Raw genomic sequence first — 24,588 nt, 5'->3', positions numbered from 1 at the left:
ACGGCGGGAAAAAGAACTAATAATTAAAATCTTTCTATTATAAATATATTCTTTTCTTTATAACTTATTTTAATGCTAAATTTGTTTCACGTGAAAACTTAAATAATTTCATTAAAATATTTATACTATAATTCTTTATTAAAATAAACTAAATATATTATTATCACAATATATTTAATACCTATTAAAAATAACACTATAATTTATTTATAGCAATATATTAATGTTAATAATAAATCTTATAGTATAAATATCTATAGTGTAGACAAAATGTATAATATAAATTTATATTTTTGTATTTTATTTTATTCATTTTTATTTGTTATAAATTTATAAAAAATTTACTATTGTAAAATATATTAATTGTTATAAAATTATATGGTATATGAAAGAAAAAATTGAAAACTTAAAACAAAAAATTATTAAAAGAAAAGATATAATATTTTCTGTTATAGTATCCTTTATACTGCATATATTTATTTTCAGCTTTATAAATACATCTATAATGCAGGACGTTTTTGCTTATGAGAAAGCTAAACAGGAAGCAGAAGAAAAATTAAAAAAAGATGATTATATGTTTTTGGTTGAAACTCCTGATGTAGAGGAGGAAGAAAGCAAGGAAGAAACTCCTTTTGCTTCAGATAAAACTTTGAGGTCTAAAGGTCAAACAGATGTTAAGCCTTCAAAATTTTTTTCAGATACTTCAGTTTTTTCTTTCTTAGGTGATGGAGCCAATAGTCCTATAGTTGAAAGAAGACCAAATCAAAACCTTAACCCTAATAATAATATAATTCAAAATCAGACTAAAAAAGAATTGGGAAAAGAATTGTCAAGAGATAATGTAGAAACATATAAACCAAAAAATCCTGGTATTAAAGGTGATACAAAAATTCCAGCATCATTTGAAGAAGGTGCAGACAGAGCAGTTGTATTTTCTAGTGAAACAGGAAGCATGCAGCTTGGTACGAAGGCTCAGGAATATTTTTGGTATTTTTATTCTTTGGTTGGTTCTGTAAGAGATTCTTGGTATTTAACTATACCTAATCAGGCACATTATCTTGGACTTATAAGAACAGATGAAGTTGAGGTTTTGCTTTCTATAGATGAGGAAGGAAATATAGAGTTTGAGAAGTTTTTAAAAACATCTGCAAATGGCCAAACAAGTTTAGATAATTCATGTTCAAAAGCTATTGAATATGCTAAAAAATTAAAGCCGCCTCCACAAGGTTTGTGGAATGAATATGCAGAAAATGGTAAGATATATATACCATTCAAATTTATATATCAAAACTTTAGCAGAGATTAATTAATTATTTTAATATTTGTTTTTTAATAGTGTTATTTTTTTATTTAGGAGTTAATATGAGTTTTATCGAAAAAAACTGTATATTTTTGGAGAATGAATGTTCTTCAAAAGAAGAATTATTTAATTTTATTTGTAATAAGTCAATAGAGCTAAATATATCAAATGATATTGAAGAAGTTAAAAATGGACTTTATGACAGAGAAAAAGCAGGAAATACTGTAATAGCTGATCTGGTAGCTATACCTCATGCAAGAATTGAATCTGTTAAAGATTTAAAGGTTATGCTTATATCTTTAAAAAAACCTATAAACTATAATACTGATGAAAGTGTAGATTTAGCTTATTCAATACTTTCACCTTTAAATGCAAATGATGAATTCATTGATGTGTTGACATTAATAGCTGTTCTTGTTCAAGATGAAAAATTACAAGAAACAATAAGAAATTCAAAAGTAGGAGATGAGGAAAAAATATCTTCTACTATTGATGAAATATTAAAAATGTATCACATTTAATTTAATAATAATATATTGATAATATTTATTTTAATTAAATATTATCAATATGAAGTTGATAATTACTTTAATTTTCATTGCCTATATAATGAAAAATATACAAATCATTTTCTATATATTTTTTATTATCTTAATATTCTTAATAAATATATTATAAATTTGTTTCACAGTTAAAATAATATTAATAATACTGTGGGATAATTCAAATTAAACTTTCATATAAAAAATTCAATTTATAGTTTATATGTAAATATATAATTTTTTGTTATTATAGTATCAATAAAAATATATAGTAAAAATAAATATATTATAATTATATAATATTTAGTAATTGTATTATAATTTTATATATTAAAATTATTAAAAAATGTGTGTATTTAATGATAATAATGTTGACAGCTTATTTATAAATGTTATAATATAGAACAATATAACTATATTTTAGGAGATTAATTATGTCAAGATTTACAATTCCTAGAGATTTATACTATGGCGATAACGCTATGGAAGAGTTAAAAAATTTAAAAGGTCATAAAAAAGCTATAATCGTTACAGGCGGTTCATCTATGAAAAGAGGTGGCTTCCTTGATAAATGCGAAAAGATATTAAAAGATACTGGTTTAGAAGTTAAAATATTTGACAGTGTTGAACCAGATCCTTCTATAGAAACAGTTTATAAAGGTGCTGAAGCTATGAGAGAATTCCAACCTGATGTAATAGTTGCATTAGGCGGCGGTTCCGCACTTGACGCTGCTAAAGCTATGTGGGTTTTTTATGAATATCCTGAGAAAAAATTCGATGATATCAAAACTCCTTTCACTATGCCTAAACTTAGACAAAAAGCTATATTTGCAGCTATACCTTCTACAAGCGGTACAGCTTCAGAAGTTACTGCTTTCTCAGTTATAACTGATTATTCTACTAACATCAAATACCCATTAGCAGACTTTGAAATTACTCCAGACATTGCTATCTTAGATTATTCTATTCCTATGACAATGCCTGAAACAGTTTCTGCTGATACTGGTATGGATGCACTTACTCACTCTATAGAAGCTTATGTTGCTGGACTTAGAACTGATATTACAGATGCTTTAGCTATGAAAGCAATTGACATGATTGTTCATAACATAGAAAAAGCAGTTAAAGGCGATAAAGAAGGAAGAGCAAAACTTCATGTTGCTCAATGTTTAGCTGGTATGGCTTTCTCTAATGCTTTACTTGGTATAGTACACAGTTTAGCCCATAAAACAGGTGCTGAATTCCACATTACTCATGGTAGATGTAATGCTATACTTCTTCCTTTCGTTATTCAATACAACTCAAAAGTTTGTGCTGACAGATTTGCTGATATAGCTAGAATGCTTAAACTTTCTGGAAATACTGATGCAGAACTTACAGCTGCTTTAGTAAACAAAGTTAAAGAATTGAATACTAAATTAGGCATCAAACAAACTTATAAAGACAATGGCGTAACTGAAGACCACTTCAAACAAAAAGCTGACGATATAGCTAAAAATGCAGTTGCTGACCCTTGTACTGGTTCTAACCCAAGAGAAACAGATGTTGCTAATATGAAAAAAGTATTAGAAGCAGCTTATTACGGAAACGATGTTAACTTTTAATTAATATATTCTAATCATAGTTTTTCCCCAAGTGTTATTTATTAATACTTGGGGTTTTTTATATTATACATTTTCTATTCATATCAATACATATTTTAATGATATTAAAATTATCTTCTTACATCTCAAACATATTATTACATATTATTATATTTATATATCAATAAAAATAAGTATTAATATTTATATATAAATAAAATTACAAAAATATTAATATTTTAATTGATTTTTTTTATTAATTATATATAATTTAGATATATTAAAAATTCTATATTAAATTTTTAATAGAATTTTTAATAAATTTTAAAATATTTAATAGAATTTTTATGAGATATATTTTATTATTATTGTTGTTTAGCAGTTTATTATTTTCTAAAGAACCAGAATGGATATTTAATCCTTATGATGTATATAATAAAAAAATATATGAAGTTGGTGTTGGCAATGGCAAAACAGAAAAAGAAGCTGAAAATAGTGCATATAGTGCATTGGCAAATATTTTTGGCATGAAAATATCCGTTGATACCAGAGCTAATGAAAAATATATAGAAACATCTTCTGGTGTTGAAGAAACTAGAATATTAGATAATAATACAAGAATTGAGGCAGAGCATAATTTAATTAATGTAAAAATAGATGAAAAATATTATGATGAAAAAAGAGATATATATTATGCTATTGCTGTTTTGAATAAAAAAGAAACTTCTGTACTTTTAGAGAAAAAAATAAAAGAAAATTTAAATATCATTAAATCATATATAAATAAATCTTATATTGAAAAAGATTTATTAAATAAGTATTCTGCTATGTATATAGCATATATATTTTCTGAAAAAAACAATAATTTCTTATCCCAATTATCAATAATAGATAATTCAAAAAATATTACCATAGATGATGAATTCAAAATGGATAATATAAAAATTAAATTAGAAGATATAAAACGAAAAATAACATTTTCTATTGAATCTGTAGATATAACACCAAATATAGAATCTGCTATAGAACATTCTATAAGCGAATTAGGATTTAAAATAAGTTCTAATCCTTCATATATTATAAAGGATAAATTCACATTTGATGGAAATGATACAGGCTATGGCATGTATATTTTGAATTATACACTTATTTTGGAATTACTTGATTATAATGGTGATAGAATAGCATCTTTTAAATTTAGAGGAAAAGATGGAGGTGCTTCAGAAAAAGATGCAAAGCGTGTTGTGATGAATAAAATAGTAAGAGAAATAAATGCAAATCTATCAAATCAAATTTCTGATTTTTTAGATGAAAAATTAAAAAATTAAATAAGGAGTTTATAATGAAAAACTTAAAAACAAAATCTCTTCTTATTTTTGCATTCATTTTTGCTTTGAATGCAATATTTATATCTGAAAGCGTATATGCTCAAAGAAAAAGAATCAAATATGATATAATTGATCAAAGAGGCGGAAAAAGAGCAAAACAGCCTAAATGGTTATTTAAAGGAACTAGCCAATTAGAAAATGATTATGCTGGAAAAATGCCTTTTGTAATTAGCGGAAGAGGAAAGAGTTTAAACTTTGTAGAAAGCTGGGCAAAAAGAGTAAATTCTTCTGCTGAAGTAGCTAGATATTTATCTCAATCAATAGCTGATTATACAGCTGCTTCTGAATATGGAAATGATGAGGATTTCCAAAGAACTATGGAAACATTAACAACATCTGTATCTAAAGCAAAAATTGCTGGATTAAGAAAAGAAGATGATTGGTGGATATTGAAAGAGTATAAAGATGGTACTAAAAAAGGACAGCAGGAATATGAATACTATGTTCTCTATTTAATAGATAAAAATGTAATTGACAGAATATTGCAAAATGAAGTAGAAAAAGCAATATCAGGTGAGAATGAAGAAACAAAATCCAGAGTAAAAGAAGCTATGGATAATATGATTTATGAATATGTAGAAGAAGAATAAATTATAAATCAATCATTTATAAGGGATAATATATTTTTATTATCCCTTATTTTTTATACTATTTCATTGAATTTAATTAAAAATAAAGAACTTTTTGAGGTTTTACGGTATTTTTATGAAAAGATATATATTATTTATTTTATTATTATTATCAAGTTTACTATTCTCACAGGAGAAAATCAAAGTAGCAGTTCTTCCATTTTCCAGTGTTAATGAAGAAGAAGGAGATACAATATCTTCAATATTTGCAAATGAATTAAGCAAAAGAAAAGTATATACAGTACTAACTAGAAACAGCAGAATGGAAAAGGTAATGAAAGAATTAAACTTTCAGAGAAATGGTTTAACAGATGAAAACACTATAGCAGAAATAGGAAAAGCTTTAAACGCTCAGTATGTTATGACAGGCGAGATTGCTAAATTAGGAAGAAGCAGTGTATTAGTAGTTAGTATGATTAATGTAGAGACTTTGGAGAATATAACAGGGGATACTAAAACTTTTAAGAATATAGAAGATGTACTTCAGTATGTACCTCAAATGGTTAATGAAATTACAGGTACTAGAGGGGTTACTATTTATGACACTGATATATTGGGAGATACTACTAAAAGAATAGAACCTACATCAGGAGCTAAAGATGCTTTGGAAAAAGTTATAAGAAAAAGAGAAGGTGAAAAACATGTAGACAAAATAGAATCTTTAGTAATAAGAGGAGTTAATACATATAGAACAGAGCATGGTATAGATAGCGGTACTTGGATTCCTATAGAGTTTAGAAGCGGATCTTATACTTATGGTAATACATATAATGATATGTTTGGAGTAACACCATTAATGATGGCTGCTGCTATGAAATATAATGATATATTAGAAGCTTTAATTGCTGCTGGTGCTGATATAGATTTGGAAGAAAAACCTACTAGAGATAGTGAATATAATGGCAGGCAAGTTGTGGGACATACCGCTTTAAGTTATGCAATTTTAGCTGGTAATTTGGAAGGTGCTTTAATGCTTATTAATGCAGGTGCTGATGTGCATAAAAAAGATTTTTATCTTTATAATGCTGTAGGTACTGATAATATTAAGATGGTTAGACTGCTTATAGAAAAAGGATGCGATGTTAATGAAATACCTTCATTTTCAGATACTACAATATTGCAAACAGCTGTAAAAAAAGCAAATGCTGATATGGTAAAATTGCTTTTATTGAATAAAATAAATATTCATAATAGAAAAGATGATTTATTATATTATGCTATTTCTTCTTATGGATACAGAACTTATAAAACTGATGTTGATGAAAGAAACAGGAAAAATGTTTTAACTATAATTAGATTACTTCTTGATGCTGGTGTAGATATTGATATTAGAACATCTATTGGAGGAACTACTCCATTGATAGAGGCTTGCAAAGAAGGTTATACTGATATTGTTAAATTATTAATAGAATATGGGGCAGATGTAAATTATTCTGATAAATATGGTAAGAAACCTTTAAAAGTTGCTAAAAAGAATGATATAGTAAGAGTTTTAATAGATGCAGGAGCTGAAGAATGAATAAAAGATATATATTTATAATATTATTAATATTTTCAAGTTTTTTATTCTCACAGGAGAAAATCAAAGTGGCAGTTCTTCCATTTTCTAGTGTTAATGAAGAAGAAGGAGATACAGTATCTTCAATATTTGCCAATGAATTAAGCAAAAGAAAAGTATATACAGTACTCACTAGAAACAGTCAGATGGAAAAAGCTATGAAAGAATTAAACTTCCAAAGAAATGGTTTAACAGATGAAAATACTATCGCGGAGATAGGAAAGGCTTTAAATGCTCAATATGTTATGGCAGGCAGTATCAGCAAGCTTGGAAGAAATAATACATTAGTAGTAAGTATGATTAATGTAGAGACATTAGAAAATCTTACAGGCAGCAGCAGATCTTTTAGGAATATGGAAGATGTTATTCAATATGTACCTCAAATAGTTAATGAGATTACAGGAACTAAAGGCGATTTAAAATACAGCGAGGTAGTAACAGACAGTAAAAAGTCGAGAAGAGTTATACCAGGTTCAGGTTCACAGGAAGCTATAGACAGAATACTAATGAAAAGAGAAGGACAAACTGGAATAAGCGAAATTAAATCTCTCATTACAAGAGGTCTTAATACAGGAATGAGAGAAGAAAAAAAGTACAATGGAAGCTATATACGAGCAAATTCAACAGCATTGATGTTAGCTGCATATTTTAAATATAATGATTTACTTGAAGCCTTAATTGCTGCTGGGGCTGATATTAACTTTGTAAATAAGGATTCTTATACTGCGTTAACTTATGCTATTCTTGCTAATAATATAGAAGGAGCTGCTATATTAATAGATTCAGGAATAGATTTAAGCATAAGGATAAACCATAGTTATAATAATGATTATTTAAACTTTGCAGCAAAAGAAAATAGATTTGAAATATTAAAATTATTAATAGATGCTGGAATGGATGTGAATATTACTAATGAAGGAGGGTATACTCCATTGATACACTCTATGGGAAATTATGAAATATTTAAATATTTATTAGAACATAAAGCAGATCCTAATTTAATAACTAAAAATCCTTCTCCAAAATATAATATATCTCCAATAACATATTTAGGTGATTCCTGCTCTTATAGAGGAATGGATGCTGATAAGTTTAAAATATTAAAACTTTTATTAGAATATGGGGCAGATCCTGATATGAGAGGAGGAAATAAAGGTAATACTATATTAATATATATAGTATCATCTCCTATAAAAGAATATTCTGTTGAGGCTGTAAAATTATTATTACAAGCAGGTGCTGATCCTAATGTTGAAAATAATAGAAGAGAAACAGCTTTGCAGATTTTGGAATCAAAAAGCTATACTAATGAGTATTCTGATGAAATAATAAAAATGCTTTTAGATGCAGGGGCTAGATAGTATTAATTTGTAGTGAAAGTTTTAAAGGCTTGAATTCTTTAGTAAAGAGTTTGAGCCTTTTTATTTGTGTTTAATATTAATTTTTGATAAATCTATATACATCAATTTGATTTAAATTTTATAGAATTGTATAATAGTAAACATAATATATTTTGTATTCATTTAAGGGGTAGTAATATGAATTTTAATTTTTATATGCCTAGTAAAATAATATTCGGATGCGGTTCTTTAGATAAACTTCATCAGCAAAAATTACCAGGTAAAAAAGCATTAATAGTTACAGGCGGTACATCTGTAAAAAAATACGGTTATTTAAAAAGATTAGAAGAACAATTAGATAAAGCAAATATAAATCATGTTTTATTTGACAAAATCCTTCCTAATCCTATAAAAGATCATGTTATGGAAGGTGCAGCTTTAGCTAAAAAAGAAAATTGTGATTTCGTTATAGGAATAGGCGGCGGAAGCAGTATGGACTCTTCAAAATCTATTGCTATAATGGCTACAAATGAAGGTGATTATTGGGATTATATATTCGGCGGTACTGGAAAAGGTCAGCCTATACCAAATGATCCATTACCAGTAATTGCAATAACAACAACAGCAGGTACAGGAACAGAAGCAGACCCTTGGACTGTTATCACTAATGGAAATGAAAAAATAGGTTTTGGTTATGATAAAAGTTATCCTTATCTTTCTATAGTAGATCCTGAACTTATGAAAACAGTTCCTCCAAAACTTACAGCTTATCAAGGTTTCGATGCTTTATTCCACAGCACAGAAGGATATCTTAATAAAATGGCTAGTGAAATGAGCGACTTATTTGCTTTAAAAGCTATAGAGCTTATAGGTAAAAGTTTGGCTAATGCTGTTAAAAACGGTAATGATATGAAAGCTAGAGAAGAAGTTGCAATGGCTAATACTTTATCTGGTATAGTTGAAAGTGTATCTAGCTGTACAGTAGAGCATTCTATTGAACATGCTATGAGTGCTTATTATCCAAAACTTGAGCATGGTGCTGGTCTTATTATAATAAGTAAAGAATATTACACATCTATAGCTAATGCTAAAGTTCGTGATGAAAAGATGGTAAATATGGCTAGAGCTTTAGGTAAAAAAGATGCTGATAAACCTATGGACTTTGTTGATGCATTAGTAGAACTTCAAAAAGCCTGCGGAGTTGATGATTTGAAACTTTCAGATTATGGTATGAAAAAAGAAGATTTACCAACTATAGCTAAAAATGCTAGATTTGCTATGGGAGGATTATTTGAATGCGATCCTCATAATTTCACAGACGAAGAAGTATTGAGTATATTACAAAAATCATACAAATAATAGAATATAATTTTTTTAATAATAAGTAAGGGCTATGGTAATATTTTTATCATAGCTCTTTTTATTTGATAAACTTTTATTTTCATACTTCCAACAGGTATATAGTATACATAAGTACAAATTTTTTTATAAAATTTAAAAAAATTAAAAAAAAAGTTATTAAATTTAATATTTTATTTATCAAAAATGTTAATTAATTGTTACTATATATACGGTAGTATTTATTTTGGAGAGTAATCAAATCTATGAAGAAAATAAATAGTTTAGCATTCAGAATGCCATTTGTAATATGTGTTACAGTGGTTATAATAATAGTAGTAATGATGATAGCCTCTATACAAATAGCAAGCAGAGGTATAAGTGATAGTAAGTTAAGCGGATTTAATAGCACTATAGCTGGATATGCATCTGTTTTGGATACTTGGTTTGATTTGCAAACATCTATAATAAGTACATATTCTGTAACTCCAACAATTGTAAAATATTTAGAAAATGATTTAAATTTTACTGAAGAATTATTATCAGAAACTATAGATAAATTTAAAAATAACAATCTTTATCTTATTAATTTTGGTATAGCTGATTCTGAGGGAGATATATTTTTAGATTCATTATCTTCTTCCGCTTTGGGTAAAAACCTTAAAGATTATATTCCTAGTGCTTGGAATAGTATTAAGAATTCGAATACAGATGATGTTGTTTATTCTGATGAACTCGTACAATCTGAAATAACATCTAAATGGGCTATGCCTGCTATAAAGGCTGTTAAAGATTCAAGCAATATTACAATAGGCTATATTTACATTTTTTTAGATTGGTATATGCTTCACCAAACACATTTTTCTAATATGGATTTGGGAGAAACTGGCGGTCTTTTCATAACAAGTGATAAGCTTTATAACATTATGGATTCAAAATATGAAAATATAGGTGTTATGAGGATAAATCCTATATATGAAAATGCTTTTAAAGGTGCAAATAGCGGTATATTACAATACGATGTTAATGGTGATAGAAGAACAGCTGCTTATTATAAAATGAAGAGCAGACCTTGGATAATAGCCTTAGCAATGATGGATTATGAAATATACCAGCAGAATATCAAGTTAATAATAGCAAGTATAATAATAGGTGTTATATCAATAATAGTTCTTGCAATATTTGTGAACTTATTTATTTCTAGTATAACAAAACCTCTTGAAATAGTTGTTGAAGAAGCACAGGAGATAGAGAGAGGCGACTTAACAAATGTAAAACGGCGTATTAAACCTAGAAAAGATGAAATAGGTGTATTATCAAGATCATTTTTAAGTATGCGTAAAAAACTTGCTGAGACTATTAGAGAAGTTAATGAAGCTTCAAATAATATAGTTAAGGCTGCACAGGAATTATCTCAAGGCAATACAGATCTTTCCAGAAGAACAGAATCTCAAGCTGCTAGTTTGGAAGAAACTGCTAGTTCTATGGAAGAAATGGCTTCTACAATTAAATCATCTACAGAACATGCTGTTTCCGGTAATGATATGATGGTTGCTTCAAGAGAGGCAGTTGAGAATGCAGGTAAAATTATTGCTGAAACTACTCTTAATATAGAGGCAGTTTATGAGGCTAGTACAAAGATTAAAAACATTACAAAGATAATAGAAGACATAGCATTCCAAACAAATATATTAGCATTGAATGCGGCAGTAGAAGCTGCACGTGCCGGAGATCAGGGTAAAGGTTTCGCGGTTGTTGCAAGTGAGGTAAGAAATCTAGCCCAAACTACTCAAACATCAGTAAAAGATATTGGCGTATTAGTTGACAACACAAATGAAAAGATTAATAAGGCAACAGAGACAGCTCGTCAATCACAGGATATATTCATAGACATTCAGCAAAAAATAGAAGACACTGCAAGAATAATGCAGGACATAAGTGCTACAGCTATGGAACAGCAAGTAGGTGTAGATCAGGTTAATAGGGCGGTTGCTGAGATGGATACGGTAACTCAGAATAATGCTGCTTTAGTTCAGGAAAGTGCTGATACTTCAGAATCATTACTTGAACAGGCACATGCTCTTAGAGATACGGTTAGTTTCTTTAAATTAAATGCTTCAGATTTGACAGAAAAGACTTCTATAAAAGAAAAGAAAGAAAGTAAAGTGAATAAAGTTATAAAAGAAACAAACACAATAAAAGAAAACAAAGAATATAAAAAAGATGATCAAAAAATAAAAAATAATATACAGGAGTCTAAAAAAGATATGAAAATTGAGGCAAAAGAAATTAACCCTAATAAGGAACACTTTGAAAGCAAAAAGCAAGAATTAAAAGTTCCGCCTTCAGTAGAAAAAGCAAGAGCTGCTATGAAATCTCAAAAGATGGATAATACCACTGTGAGAAATGATGAGTTTGGAGTTACTTATTCTTCAACTTCTAATGAGATGACTGACGATGGTTTTGCTGCCTTTTAATGGTAATTATTTAGTTAAATAATTTTTTCTTTGATTACAAAGCATCGGGTTTTAATAACTCGGTGCTTTTATTTTTGCATCTATTTACACACCCCACCCATTATTCCTTATTATTTATATTTTAAATTTCAGCTTTTTTGTCTTTATTATTTTAATAACATTTGTTAGCACCCACCCTAGTTTTGTTTAAATTTTTTGTCTGCACAACGCACGGTAAAAAATATTAAAAACAAAGAATGCATTTATAATAACATTCAATAAAAAAGTTAGGATTTATTCAACGTGCGGTGAGGAAAATTTTTAATTTTAATAAAATTTTGGGCGGGTATGTTTTTTCTGATTGGGCTTTAAGGTTAGATAAAATTATAATTCAAAATAAAATTAAAAAATCTATAGGGCGGGCTTCTGATATAAACTTATAATCTCTTATATTTTTTGTTATTAGTATAAGTATATACAGGAGTTTTTATTATGTCATTTGATTTTAAATTTGTTGTAAGAGATAAGTATTCAGAAGAAATTTTTGATATCATAAACACAGCACAAAGTATAAAAGCTGATGATATAAAAACGGATTATAAAGCAGTTGATAGTAATAGGTCTTATTCTATAAAAACAGGTATAGGAAGCATTGCATCTGGAAGGTCTTTTAATATTGGAATACCTATTTATGAATATAAAAATGAATTAGGCACTTGGGTAAAAATTGAAGAACAATATACAAAATATACAAGTATGATTCTATCAAGTAATATTAAAAGATATTTTATAAGAGCTATATTTGAAGATGAAATTTATGAGGCAGAATATATTATAAAATCAGTTGGCGGATATAATATCAAGTATATAAATAATTTGGGTGTTGTGGATATTTCACTTGAGGCATTAGATAAAGTATTTTTAAGACAAAAAGAAGAAGAATACGAACTTCCCATTACAGAAGATAATAAACAAGATATTAATTATAAATCATTAAGTTTAGTACCAGTTCCTGTTTCATTTAATTTGGAGTTTATAGTTGTAGGCGGAAAATTAGAATTCCTATTTGCTAATAGACAGAACTTTGGAATACAATGTAAGCAAGAATTAAGAAACGGAGTTTATAATATTGATTTTGATGGGGAGCATTTGAATATTAATGGGGTTGCATATAATTACACAGGAATACAGCCGGAATTAAATGTAGGAAACAATGTATTTTATTTAGAAACTAATCAAACTTGTTTAAAAGCTTCTATAAGATATAAAAGAGGTATTTTAATATAATGGATAATATTAAATCAAGATTGCCATATCATTTTTTAAGAAATAAAATATATAAACTTCCTCCAGTACCTTATGTGAATTTTGAAGATTCAGGAAATTATATAAAGATAAATGATAATATATACGCAGAGAATGCATATAATACATATTCCTATTATGAGTTTAAAATTAATAAAAGAGGCGGAGATACAAGCAAAGTAGGATTTAATATACCTTTAAATTATTTCAATATTAATGATAGAGTAGAATATTTTCTGAATGGTAAAAAAAGATTTGCAGGTTATGTTGAAAGTATAGATGATGCCGGTCTTAATTTAACTATTATTCCAGTATGGGGCAGACTTCTTCATCAATATATACAAGGCGATTTAATATTAGAATCTACTAAAGGAGCTTTGGATATAGTTTTATCATTACAAGAGAAAATTGAAGAAATGGGTATTATATTTGAGAGGAAAAATATAACTCTTAATAATGATAAACAAATCACAATGTCTTTCAGCGGAAAAAATATTTCAGATATACTTGATGAGGTTGAGGAAAGTCTTTCAGGTTCTTGGTGCTGGGGAGTTGATTTTGATAATAATTTCTATTTTAAAGAGTTTTCAGAAATACCTGCTCAAAAATTAAATTGGCATAATAATGATTTTTCAGAAAGTGAGTATGAAGAAGATGCAGGCGATTTAGTAAGCCGTTATATTATAAAGATGAAAGATACTATTACAGATGATGAAGGAAATGAAAAAGAAGTATACAGAACACTTCCTAAAATAGTTGGGGCAGATAAACTTTATCCTCAAATACCTTTGGAAAAAGAAATAGGTATAAAAACTGAAATATTTGAACTTGAGTATAAATTAAATACTTATGATTTAGCATATCAATTTGCCTATCAGTTTTTAACTAATCAGGTAAAGAAAGAAACTGTAAAAATAAAAAGTTTAAACAAAAACAAAAAAGATTTAAATATAAATGAATGTATAGAGTGTATATTAAAGCCTACAAATAATTTTTATCAGATTATAGATTTTAATGATTTTACTATTATAGAAAGCAGATTAAATAATTTATATTCATCTGATATTATAGATGTAGACAGTGAAATTGAAAATAGAAAATATCCTAATTATAAACAGCAGCAATCTGTGGCATTAGTTGATATTGATAGGTATTATAAAGAAATTTGCAATCAAAGTTATAACATTACAAAAATAGTAATATTCTTTTCAGATGGAAGTGCTGATTCAAAAGGAGACAAGATATCAGCAGTATTTCAAGTAGAAGATAGAGAGAATGTTCAAAGAAAATATTGTTCAAATGGTTTCGGAGTTTTTGATGTTGCTGGATATGATAAAAGGGATATTATAATAACTTCAGAGAGAGGCAATATATTATATGAAAAATTTATTTGCTTCTTTGATATCGGCTCAAGAATTGTAAATATGAATGTACGTACTATTGATTATAAATTTGAAAATAATGCTTTGAATATAGATTTAGAACTTGCCAAAATGAATGTTAATCTTACAAATTATTTATACAGTCAGGAAGAGAGAAGAAAGAATCTTGAAAAACTTTTAAGTTATAGCGATTATTAATTTTATATATGAAAAATTTCAAATCTTATCAAAAATCATAATTCATTTATAAAAATCAATATTCATAATAAAAAATAATATTTTAGAGGTTAATAATGATTTCTAATGAAAAGGGAACTATATTAAATTATTTTGGACTTGCCAATACATATAATCCATTTACAGATGAGAATGCTTTACAGGCGGTAGAAAACTTAGATTTTGAAATACCAACTTCAGAACCTTTTATTAATGCAGGATATGTGGCAGTAAGTACAGGGCTTTTAACTACTTCATTATCATTTTTAAATGACAGTATTTTAGCTATTTATGATGCAAACGGAACTACAAAAATAGCAGATTTAAATAATATAATCGGAGAGCTTGGTAATGATAAATATTTACCAAAAGAAAATGAAGCATTTTGGTTCAATAAAGACGGGCTTAGAGGAACTTATTTTTTAAATAAAGTTTATGCAGGTAAGAAATTAAGAATAGTAAATGGGCGTTATATAACTACTTCTATAACAAGCGGAGTATTAAATTATATATTTTCATTAATTGGAACTTCTCAAGGTAAAAAAAAAATAATTTATGATAAAGCAGGTGATTATGAATTTGAGTTTCCATCTAATCCTTATATTAATAGCGTTACTGTAACAATTTTTTCAGCAGGAGCCGGAGGATTTTGGGGAGTTGGTCAGCAAGCAGGAATTGACCCTACCAATGGAGGTGATTCCCAAATAATTATTGGAGATGAGATAATAACTAATTGTTCAGGCGGAAAAATAGCTCAAAGAAATGGTTTTACTTTTTATGAGGCACAATGCGGAATAGCAACTGGGAAAGGTATTTTTTTAATTGGAAGTAATGGAAAAGTTGGAAGCTATAAAACTGTAGATGCTAAAGGAGGAAAAATTATCAATAATTTAATTTCTGATAATTTAGGAAAAGGCGGCGATGGTTCTTTAAATGGAGTGTTTTCTGCTGGAGGCGGATCAGGCTCTGGAGCTGTTGTAGAAATTACAAGAGAAATGATGAGAGGGAATAAAGTTATTAAAATAAAAGTTGGGGCAAAAGGTAAAAAAGGAAGTTATCCTACTAATGCTAATTTTGATGGAAAAGATGGTTGTGACGGCTATGCTTCTGTAGAGTATTATGGATAGATAATTTAATTAAGGATTTTATGATGATTAATAAACTTAATGAGAATAATATACAAGCTCCTTTTCAATATAAAATAAGTGAAAATACTTTTGAATTATTAAAAAGAAGCGGAGAATTAGAACTTAATACTAATAATAAACAAGTAAAAGTTTTATCTGGTCAGAGGCTTTTTTGTGCTGATATAGGTTATGGTATTGATGGTGCAGTAGAAGAAATGGAGTTCTTAATCGATGATATAAAAGTTTATCCTATTTTGCTTGATGAGTTAAAAGATTTACAAACTGTAGAAATAAAAGACAATGAAATATATTTAATAAAAAATGAACTTGATTTTAAAAGTATAATATTTTTTCCGCCAAGTGATTTAAATAAAAATTTTAAATTCACAATCACAACTTACAGCAGTACTTTTTCATCATTTATGTTTGATGAGATAGCTGAAAAATTAAATAGTCTTGATACAAATTATCCAATCATAAATTATTATGAAGGTGCAGATTATAAAGTTAATGACATTGTAAAAAATAACGGCTATCTTTATAGAGTTTTTAAAGAGTTTACAAGCGATGATACAGATTATTATTTAAAAACTAATTGTAATCTTTTAACCCCTTTTAAAAAATTAGAATTAGATACTGACTATAAAGCAAATGAATTAATAGAATATAATAATGATTTTTTAATAGTACAGAAAGATTTCAGATATGAAAATAAAGACGGAGTATTAACTAATTTAAGCGGTTTATTAAAGCCTTTAGATAATATAATTATTTGGTTTGATGGTATAAGAAAAATATATAAAAATCAAATAATTATAAAAGATAATATTTCTTATATAGTTCTTGAAGATATAGAAAATCCTGTTTGGGGCAATATACAAAACAAAATAGATTATTTTAATAAAGCATCTAATACTTTTTATGATGATAGTGTTTCTATTTTCGGAGATAATACTAATACAACTCAGAAAGCAATAGAAAAACTACAAGCAAAAAAACAGAATAATTTAATATCCGGAAATAATATAAATATAGTTAATAATAGAATATATGTTAATGGCGGAATCAATAAAGAATATACCGAAGGAAGTACTTATTTTATAAATGATTTTATAATTATAGATAAAAAAATATATAAAGTTAATGAAGATTTTATTGCTTCAAATTGGGATACTGATATAGTTAAATGTACTTTGTTAAATTCTGGCGGAGGTACAGGTTCTAATGATGCCATAGATATAAATTTTAATAACAGCAAAACCAATTTAGAATATTTATCAAAATATGATTTTCCAAAATTTAAAACTCCTATAGCTGATACTATTAATTTAGTTTTAACAAATGGTGTTGAAGATTATAATGCATTTATTCAAAAACAAGAAGACAGCAGTTATAGATTAGTTTGTAATTTAGATAATTATGAAGTATCAAATCAAATAGGAGCCATACAATTTTTTATAAAAAGTATAGATAGTAATTCTAATATTTTTCAAATATATTCTATATTCTCACAATTCTTTGAGTTTGTTAATATAGATAATGAAGTTGCATATAATTTGGAAACTGATGAATGCAGTATATCTAATATAAGCGGTGATTTAACATTAGTTTTGGGATTTAATACAATAAACAATCCGTATTTTATAATAGGAATAAAATCAACACCTATAACACAAGGTACTTACAATATAAGGCTTAATATAAAAAACAGAGTATTAAGAAATCAGGATATTAATATATTTTCTTGCAGTGATGGCTTTATGGCTTCACAATCAAGGATAGATTTATATAATTTTAAATTAGTACAAAATGAAAGTGTAATAAAATTAAGAGGTTCATATACTTTAAAAGAAGGAGCAGGGCTTGTTATTGGATTTTACAGTCCTATTATAGAAAATTATTTTAATTTAGGTACAAGTTCAGATGAATATAGAAACACAACAGGCATAACTTCAAGCAGCAAAAAACCTTTAAAATTTTTTATATATAAAAATAATAATGCTGGTAATGAAAAACCTTTGTATCTTTTATTTTTACAATATCAAGATGACAGTTATATACAAGTAGGAGAAACAATTACTTTCGATCTTACTCCGGATAAAAATTTTACACTTGATTCAATTTACTCTACAGTTGCTAATGTTCAGCAATTAGGTGAGGCTTTAAATCAAAAAGATATTGAATTATTAAACAAAATTAATAATTTGAAAGCTGTAAATATAAAAATGGATACTATAAGCGGATTAAGTGCTTCTAATGTTCAGCAAGGGTTACAAGCATTAAATAATAAAATTAATGGTTCTATATTCAATTTAATCCCAAATGGCAATGAATATAAACACCCAACAGAATTATTTAATGGGAAACCTGTATATTATAGAGCGTTTGGCAATAGGACTTTTTCAGGTACTCGTGAAGTATTAATAGCAAGTTTTTCATCATGGAATATTGAGTATATATTAGGTGCTTTTTTTAAAGTTTGGGACGGAGTTAGATGGTTGTATTCAAGTAATGTATACAATGAACCTGGAGGAGGAAGGAGAGTAGCTTGGTTTATGGAACAAAATAAAAATCTTTATTTTTATCTTCTTGATGTCACTACTTCAGAATTATATTTCAAATATACAAAAACAACTGATAGTAAAATATTATAAAGGATTTAATTATGGAATATATATTAATAGATGAAAATAATATCATATTAGAAATGTATAATACTGATGATATAGAAAAAATAAAAAAGCAGGAAGAATATAAAAGTACTTATAGAATAGAATTAAAAAAAGATTATCATTTCAAAGGTTTAAATTTAAATCGTGTAGTTGATGATGTGGTTTTATCAAATAAAGAAGCTATTGAAAAAGGTTTGATAATATTAAAAGATAATGAAGTATTGATTAATGATAATATATTAGTGTTGGATAGAAATAAAAAAGTTGTAAATAATGAAATAGTAGAAAAAACGTTAGAAGAAAAATTAAATGATGGACTTATAACTCAAGAACAATATAATGAAATCCAAAATGAAAAAAGAGAACAAGAATATAAAAATAAAACTGATAAGCAAGTTTTAGAGCTTACTCGTTCTTTTTTTAATGGCAACATAGATAATTTGACAGAAGAAGAAAAATTAATTCTTGACTCAATCAATAAAGAAGTAGAAAAAATTAAAACACAATATCCAAAACAAAGTTAAGGAGGAAGTGAGCCGAAGCATATTACAACTTTAGTTGGCATATAATGTTAGCGGAGGTGAGCATAGCAATAAAGGAGAAAAGCGAAAACGAGCCAGCTAGTAACTTCAGTTGCTAGCTATTTATATGCGAGTTTGAGTATAGCAATAAAGGAGTAAAGCGAAAACGAGCCAGCTAGTAACTTCAGTTGCTAGCTATTTATATGCGAGTTTGAGCATAGCAATAATATGATAACAAAAGAACAATTAGAGAAAATAGGAATCGATGAGGAATGGTTAGGGACTATAAATAATGCTTTTATAAAATATTGTATTACTGACATTAATGAACAAGCAATGTTCTTAGCACAAACCACACATGAAAGCAATGATTATAAAAGACTTGAAGAAAGTTTTAATTACAGACCCGAACGTTTATTTGAAGTATTCAAAAAGAGAGTTGGTACTTTGGAAAATGCTAAAAAATTATGCTTACAAGGAGCTAAGGAAATAGCTGATTTTGTTTACGGCGGACGTTTAGGAAATGCTCAAGATGAAGGCTATAAATACAGAGGCAGAGGAATAATTCAGCTTACTGGAAAAAATAATTATGAATATTACGGAAAGAAAATTAATATTGATTTAGTGAATAATCCAGATTTAGCAAAAGAATCTAATGCGGCAATGGAAATAGCTTTACTCTTTTGGAAGGAAAAAGGCTGCGGAATGTTTGCCAAAATGGGAGATGTTAAAACTGTAACTAAATTAATAAACGGCGGTTACAACGGACTTGATGACAGACAGAAAAGGTTCAATAAAATACTAACTATATTAAATAATTAAAGGAGACTATAATGCCAAGAATGAATACAAGTGCAATTATAGATAAAAGGCTTAGCAGAGTAGAACATCAAATAGGTATTAATGAAGATGGTACTTTAAATGGAGATGGATTTATAAAGACTATGAATGATATAAAAGAACAACTAAAATCACATGAAACTTATTTAGATAATATAACATCAGACATGCTTAAAATAGATCATAGGCTTGAAAAATTAGAAATATTAGTAAAAGATTCTAATATAGAAGGTCAGAAATTATTATATGAAACTAAAGAAGAACAGAGAAGAATTATTGAAGATATAAAAGATATCAAGAAGAATTTAAATGACAGTCTTACAGGTTCTAAAATATTAAAATATATGAAGATACTAATTACCATTGCAGGTACTATAACTGCATTAGGAACTATTATAACTGCTTTATATTTTTTTACAAATAAGTTTATAGGATAAATAAAAATGAGTATATTTAATTTTGCAGACAAACATAATGCTAATAAAAAACTTTCTATATATACAAGTATAATAAGTTTTTTACTTGGCTGTATTTGGGTATTTGTTAATCTTATTTGTAGAGGCAGAATAGTAACTAAAGAAGAATCAATAGCAGTTGTTATAATTCTTCTTGGTCTTAATGCTGTAAGTTTTGGTTCTGACCTAAGAGGCTTTTTAAAAATCTTAAAAGGTGTAAATAAAACAATCGAGAAAAATCCGCCTCGATAATTTATTATCGAGGAGCTTATAGGATTTTTTGAGTATAGCAATAATATAGCTTTTTGAAAATCTTAAAAGGTATAAATAAAATAAGCGAGAAAAATCCGCCTCGATAATTTATTATCGAGGAGCTTACAGGATTTTTCGAGTATAGCAATAATATAGCTTTTTAAAAATTTTAAAAGGTATAAATAAAACAATCGAGAAAAATCCGCCTCGATAATTTATTATCGAGGAGCTTATAGGATTTTTTGAGTATAGCAATAATATAGTTTTTTGAAAATTTTAAAATGTATAAATAAAACAAGCGAGAAAAATCCGCCTCGATAATTTATTATCGAGGAGCTTATAGGATTTTTCGAGTATAGCAATAATATAGCTTTTTAAAAATCTTAAAAGGTGTAAATAAAACAAGCGGGAAAAATCCGCCTCGATAATTTATTATCGAGGAGCTTATAGGATTTTTCGAGTATAGCAATAATATAGCTTTTTAAAAATCTTAAAAGGTATAAATAAAATAAGCGAGAAAATCCGCCTCGATAATTTATTATCGAGGAGCTTATAGGATTTTTCGAGTATAGCAATAATATAGTTTTTTGAAAATTTTAAAAGGTATAAATAAAATAAGCGAGAAAATCCGCCTCGATAATTCATTATTGAGTGTTTAATAATAAGCAAAATGATACAAGTAATAATATTAAAGATAATTAAGTCAAAATATTTTTATATAGCTTTAATACTAATTTCTATTTTGTCATATATTTCTTTTCTAAATGTTAAATTGAATTCAAAAACTAAAGAGATAAATAATCTTAATACTAAAATAGTACAATTACAGTCTAATAATATATTGCTTCAAAAAGAAATTATTTTTAAAGAGAAGCAAGATATGATATTAGAAAATTTTTCAAATAGTGATAAAGCCATAAAAAAAATTAAATATAAAAAATTAAGCGATGAAACTATAAATGCTTTTAACAGCATTATTAGTAATTATTATAAAAGTTTAAAGGAGTGACAATATATGATTAAAGATTTATTATTAAAAATTTGGGATAAGATAAAAAACTATAAAATTATAATTATTATGTATGTTATTATGTCCTTTTTGGGATTAATATTAGATATAATTTTTGTAAATTTTAATATTATGAAATGTATAGTTTATGTTATTTTATTTGCGGCATTTATTATTTTTATAATATTTAATAAAGTTATTATAAAAAAAGTATGAAGTATTTATTATTGTTATTTATATTATTTTTTTCTAGTTGCTCTACTATAAAATATGTAACTATTCCTCTAACTACTCCACCGAAAACATATAAACCCAATATTATATATACAGAAAAAGATTTAATGAATGAATATAAGCGTTCTTTAATGAAAATTACAGAATGGCAAAATTGGTATAATGTTCAGTTAGGAAGTAATTTTTCAAAAAAAAATTAAACTTAATGTAAAGAATATGTAATAATAAGAACAATAAGTAACAATAATATTGACATATCATTCATTTTTATGTAAAATATGTCAAATATATATGATGGGGTTATTTTCTTATGAAGAAATTAAAATTATCGGATATTAGTATATCCACATTTAAAGTCAGTAAGATGAATAGTATAATGGTAAAACTCCCTTTAATAGTTACTATTATAATAATCATTTTATCTGTAACACTTGTAACAGCTTCAATTACTTTAGCAACTAGAGAATTAAATACTGTAACGGCATCAGGGTTTGAAACATCTGTTAATGGATATTCTTCCTTAATAGATAGCATACTATCTTATCAATCCATACTTATAGAGTCTTATGCCAATATACCTACTATTAGAGAATATATGTCTACAAGAAGTGAGGCGGTACAGGACAGAGCTATTAGAACAATGACTGTATTATTTGATAATAATGACTATATAATAGACTTATTTATGTTAGGTTTAGATGGAAAAGTTATAGAGTCTTATGACGGAAGTAAGGAGCTTACAGGTACAGATATATCTGTAAAATATAGCAGATTATGGGGAGCTTTTGTTAATCAAAATTATAGAACAACATTATCTTATAGTATATATAAGGAAGGTAATGATATAATACTCCCTGTTTTGCAAAGTGTAAAAGATCTTAATAATAATGTAATAGGTGCTTTTATAGCTTATGTGAATTGGGGTAAAATTATAGATGAAAGTTTAAAAGATTCCAAAGATCAATTTTCTGCAGATAAAACTTTATTTGTAATTAATGATTATAATGAGATAGTTTATCATAATGATAAAACTAGATTATTTTCAAAAGCAACAGATTCACTTGTAATACCTGATAATGAAAATTCTGGATTACTTTCTTATGTTAGAAATGGAGAAGGCATATCAGCATTTTTCAAAAAATTATCAACTACAAAATGGGTAATGGTTGAAAGAACAACTGATAGTTTATTGTATGCAGCAGGAAGAAAGATGATTTTATTAGGTATTATTATAGGTGTTTTAGGTATAACTATATCAACTATAGTAATGGTATTCTATGTAAGAGGTACAATCAGACCTATGAAATTTATAGTTCAGGAAGCTCATGATATGTCAGAAGGTAATTTCGTATTACATTCTTCTGTTAGAGATAGAAAAGATGAGATAGGGGAGTTGTCTCATTCATTTATGCTTATGAGGGAGAAAATAGTTGAAGTTATAACCAATGTATTAGAGGCTTCTAATGAAATAGCTAATGCTGCTAATGAACTTTATAAAGGAAGTGAAGATTTAGCACAAAGAACAGAATATCAGGCTTCAAGTTTGGAAGAAACAGCCAGTTCTATGGAAGAGATGGCATCTACAATAAAATCATCAGCACAAAATTCAGTTGATGGCAATAAAGTTATGATAGATTCCAAAAATGCGGTTGAAGAAGGCGGTGTTGTTATTGCTAATACTACAAAAATGATAGAAGAAGTTTATGAATCTAGTGCTAAGATAAAAGACATCACTAAAGTAATAGAAAATATAGCATTCCAAACTAATATATTAGCTTTGAATGCTTCAGTAGAGGCAGCCAGAGCAGGCGATCAGGGCAGAGGTTTCGCAGTTGTAGCAAGCGAAGTAAGAAATTTGGCACAGAACTCACAATCATCAGCTAAAGATATTACTACTCTTATAGATGATATTTATGAGAAGATCAATAAATCAGCCGAAATGGCTAGACACTCTCAAGATATTTTTAATAATATAGAGATGAAAATAGAAGAAACTTCTAAGATTATGAATGATATAAGTCAGACAGCTATAGAACAGGAAGCAGGAGTTGATCAAGTTAATGTTGCTGTAACAAAAATGGATAGTATAACTCAGCAAAATGCTGCTTTAGTAGAAGAATCTACAGCAGCTTCAAAATCTTTGCTTGATCAGGCTAAACATTTAGAAGACCTTATGTCTTTCTTTAGAGTTAAATAAAAATTATTTTTATATATTTGCTATTGACTATTTATTTATAAGTATTAATATAATTACAGCATAAAGTTATTAAAAATATTTTATTTTTTATATTGACTGCAGTTTAATACTATGCTATCATATAATATATGAAATTTATAATAGACATCAGATAATATATGAAATTTATAATAGACATCAGACATCAGACATCAGACATCAGACATCAGACATCAGACATCAGACATCAGACATCAGACATCAG

The 24,588-nt window shown here is 27.1% G+C and carries 19 protein-coding genes; all 19 read left to right on the top strand.

Going from position 1 to position 24,588, the window contains the following annotated elements; all coding sequences use genetic code 11:
- Positions 1-385 precede the first annotated feature (385 nt).
- The 19 genes from R4K56_RS11000 (at position 386) to R4K56_RS10910 (ending at position 24,344) form a co-directional block, all read left to right on the top strand.
- Positions 386-1,306 (top strand): energy transducer TonB, encoded by a 921-nt coding sequence (locus tag R4K56_RS11000; RefSeq protein WP_335771954.1) that lies wholly within the window; start codon positions 386-388, stop codon positions 1,304-1,306.
- A 56-nt stretch (positions 1,307-1,362) separates the two neighbouring features.
- A complete protein-coding gene (locus R4K56_RS10995) occupies positions 1,363-1,821 on the top strand; it encodes a PTS sugar transporter subunit IIA (RefSeq protein ID WP_335760252.1) in 459 nt (152 codons plus the stop codon).
- 455 nt (positions 1,822-2,276) lie between these two features.
- Positions 2,277-3,446 carry an iron-containing alcohol dehydrogenase gene (locus tag R4K56_RS10990; RefSeq protein ID WP_335771953.1) on the top strand — a complete coding sequence of 390 codons (1,170 nt, stop codon included), beginning with the start codon at positions 2,277-2,279 and terminating at the stop codon, positions 3,444-3,446.
- 326 nt (positions 3,447-3,772) lie between these two features.
- Entirely contained in the window at positions 3,773-4,753 is a 981-nt protein-coding gene (locus tag R4K56_RS10985; RefSeq protein ID WP_335771952.1) for a hypothetical protein, read from the top strand.
- A 14-nt stretch (positions 4,754-4,767) separates the two neighbouring features.
- A complete protein-coding gene (locus R4K56_RS10980) occupies positions 4,768-5,403 on the top strand; it encodes a hypothetical protein (protein ID WP_335760249.1) in 636 nt (211 codons plus the stop codon).
- Between the two features lie 115 nt (positions 5,404-5,518).
- Positions 5,519-6,961, top strand: a complete 1,443-nt coding sequence (locus R4K56_RS10975) for an ankyrin repeat domain-containing protein (protein WP_335771951.1) — start codon at positions 5,519-5,521, stop codon at positions 6,959-6,961.
- Positions 6,958-8,361 carry an ankyrin repeat domain-containing protein gene (locus R4K56_RS10970; RefSeq protein ID WP_335771950.1) on the top strand — a complete coding sequence of 468 codons (1,404 nt, stop codon included), beginning with the start codon at positions 6,958-6,960 and terminating at the stop codon, positions 8,359-8,361. The genes R4K56_RS10975 and R4K56_RS10970 overlap by 4 nt, the downstream gene beginning before the upstream one ends.
- 177 nt (positions 8,362-8,538) lie before the next feature.
- The gene (locus R4K56_RS10965) at positions 8,539-9,699 is read left to right on the top strand and encodes an iron-containing alcohol dehydrogenase (protein ID WP_335757584.1); all 1,161 of its coding nucleotides are present in this window, start codon (positions 8,539-8,541) and stop codon (positions 9,697-9,699) included.
- A gap of 245 nt (positions 9,700-9,944) precedes the next feature.
- On the top strand, positions 9,945-12,155 hold the full coding sequence (locus tag R4K56_RS10960) for a methyl-accepting chemotaxis protein (protein WP_335771949.1): 2,211 nt from the start codon (positions 9,945-9,947) through the stop codon (positions 12,153-12,155).
- Between the two features lie 471 nt (positions 12,156-12,626).
- The gene (locus R4K56_RS10955) at positions 12,627-13,421 is read left to right on the top strand and encodes a hypothetical protein (protein ID WP_335760245.1); all 795 of its coding nucleotides are present in this window, start codon (positions 12,627-12,629) and stop codon (positions 13,419-13,421) included.
- Entirely contained in the window at positions 13,421-15,019 is a 1,599-nt protein-coding gene (locus R4K56_RS10950; protein ID WP_335771948.1) for a hypothetical protein, read from the top strand. The genes R4K56_RS10955 and R4K56_RS10950 overlap by 1 nt, the downstream gene beginning before the upstream one ends.
- Before the next feature lie 95 nt (positions 15,020-15,114).
- Entirely contained in the window at positions 15,115-16,164 is a 1,050-nt protein-coding gene (locus R4K56_RS10945; RefSeq protein WP_335771947.1) for a hypothetical protein, read from the top strand.
- 23 nt (positions 16,165-16,187) lie between these two features.
- Positions 16,188-18,818 carry a phage tail protein gene (locus tag R4K56_RS10940; protein WP_335771946.1) on the top strand — a complete coding sequence of 877 codons (2,631 nt, stop codon included), beginning with the start codon at positions 16,188-16,190 and terminating at the stop codon, positions 18,816-18,818.
- An 11-nt stretch (positions 18,819-18,829) separates the two neighbouring features.
- Positions 18,830-19,360 (top strand): phage tail protein, encoded by a 531-nt coding sequence (locus R4K56_RS10935; RefSeq protein WP_335760234.1) that lies wholly within the window; start codon positions 18,830-18,832, stop codon positions 19,358-19,360.
- Positions 19,361-19,585: 225 nt separating this feature from the next.
- The gene (locus R4K56_RS10930; RefSeq protein ID WP_335771945.1) at positions 19,586-20,179 is read left to right on the top strand and encodes a glycoside hydrolase family 19 protein; all 594 of its coding nucleotides are present in this window, start codon (positions 19,586-19,588) and stop codon (positions 20,177-20,179) included.
- An 11-nt stretch (positions 20,180-20,190) separates the two neighbouring features.
- Entirely contained in the window at positions 20,191-20,634 is a 444-nt protein-coding gene (locus R4K56_RS10925; RefSeq protein WP_335771944.1) for a hypothetical protein, read from the top strand.
- Between the two features lie 6 nt (positions 20,635-20,640).
- Positions 20,641-20,904, top strand: a complete 264-nt coding sequence (locus tag R4K56_RS10920) for an endonuclease (RefSeq protein WP_335771943.1) — start codon at positions 20,641-20,643, stop codon at positions 20,902-20,904.
- A gap of 670 nt (positions 20,905-21,574) precedes the next feature.
- Entirely contained in the window at positions 21,575-21,913 is a 339-nt protein-coding gene (locus R4K56_RS10915; protein ID WP_335760208.1) for a hypothetical protein, read from the top strand.
- A gap of 544 nt (positions 21,914-22,457) precedes the next feature.
- Positions 22,458-24,344: a methyl-accepting chemotaxis protein gene (locus R4K56_RS10910; RefSeq protein WP_335786910.1), complete on the top strand. Its 1,887-nt coding sequence runs from the start codon at positions 22,458-22,460 to the stop codon at positions 24,342-24,344.
- Positions 24,345-24,588 lie beyond the last annotated feature (244 nt).

The sequence above is a fragment of the Brachyspira pulli genome (assembly GCF_036997785.1).
Classification (GTDB): Bacteria; Spirochaetota; Brachyspiria; order Brachyspirales; family Brachyspiraceae; genus Brachyspira; species Brachyspira pulli.
This window is presented reverse-complemented; position numbering and strand designations above follow the sequence as displayed.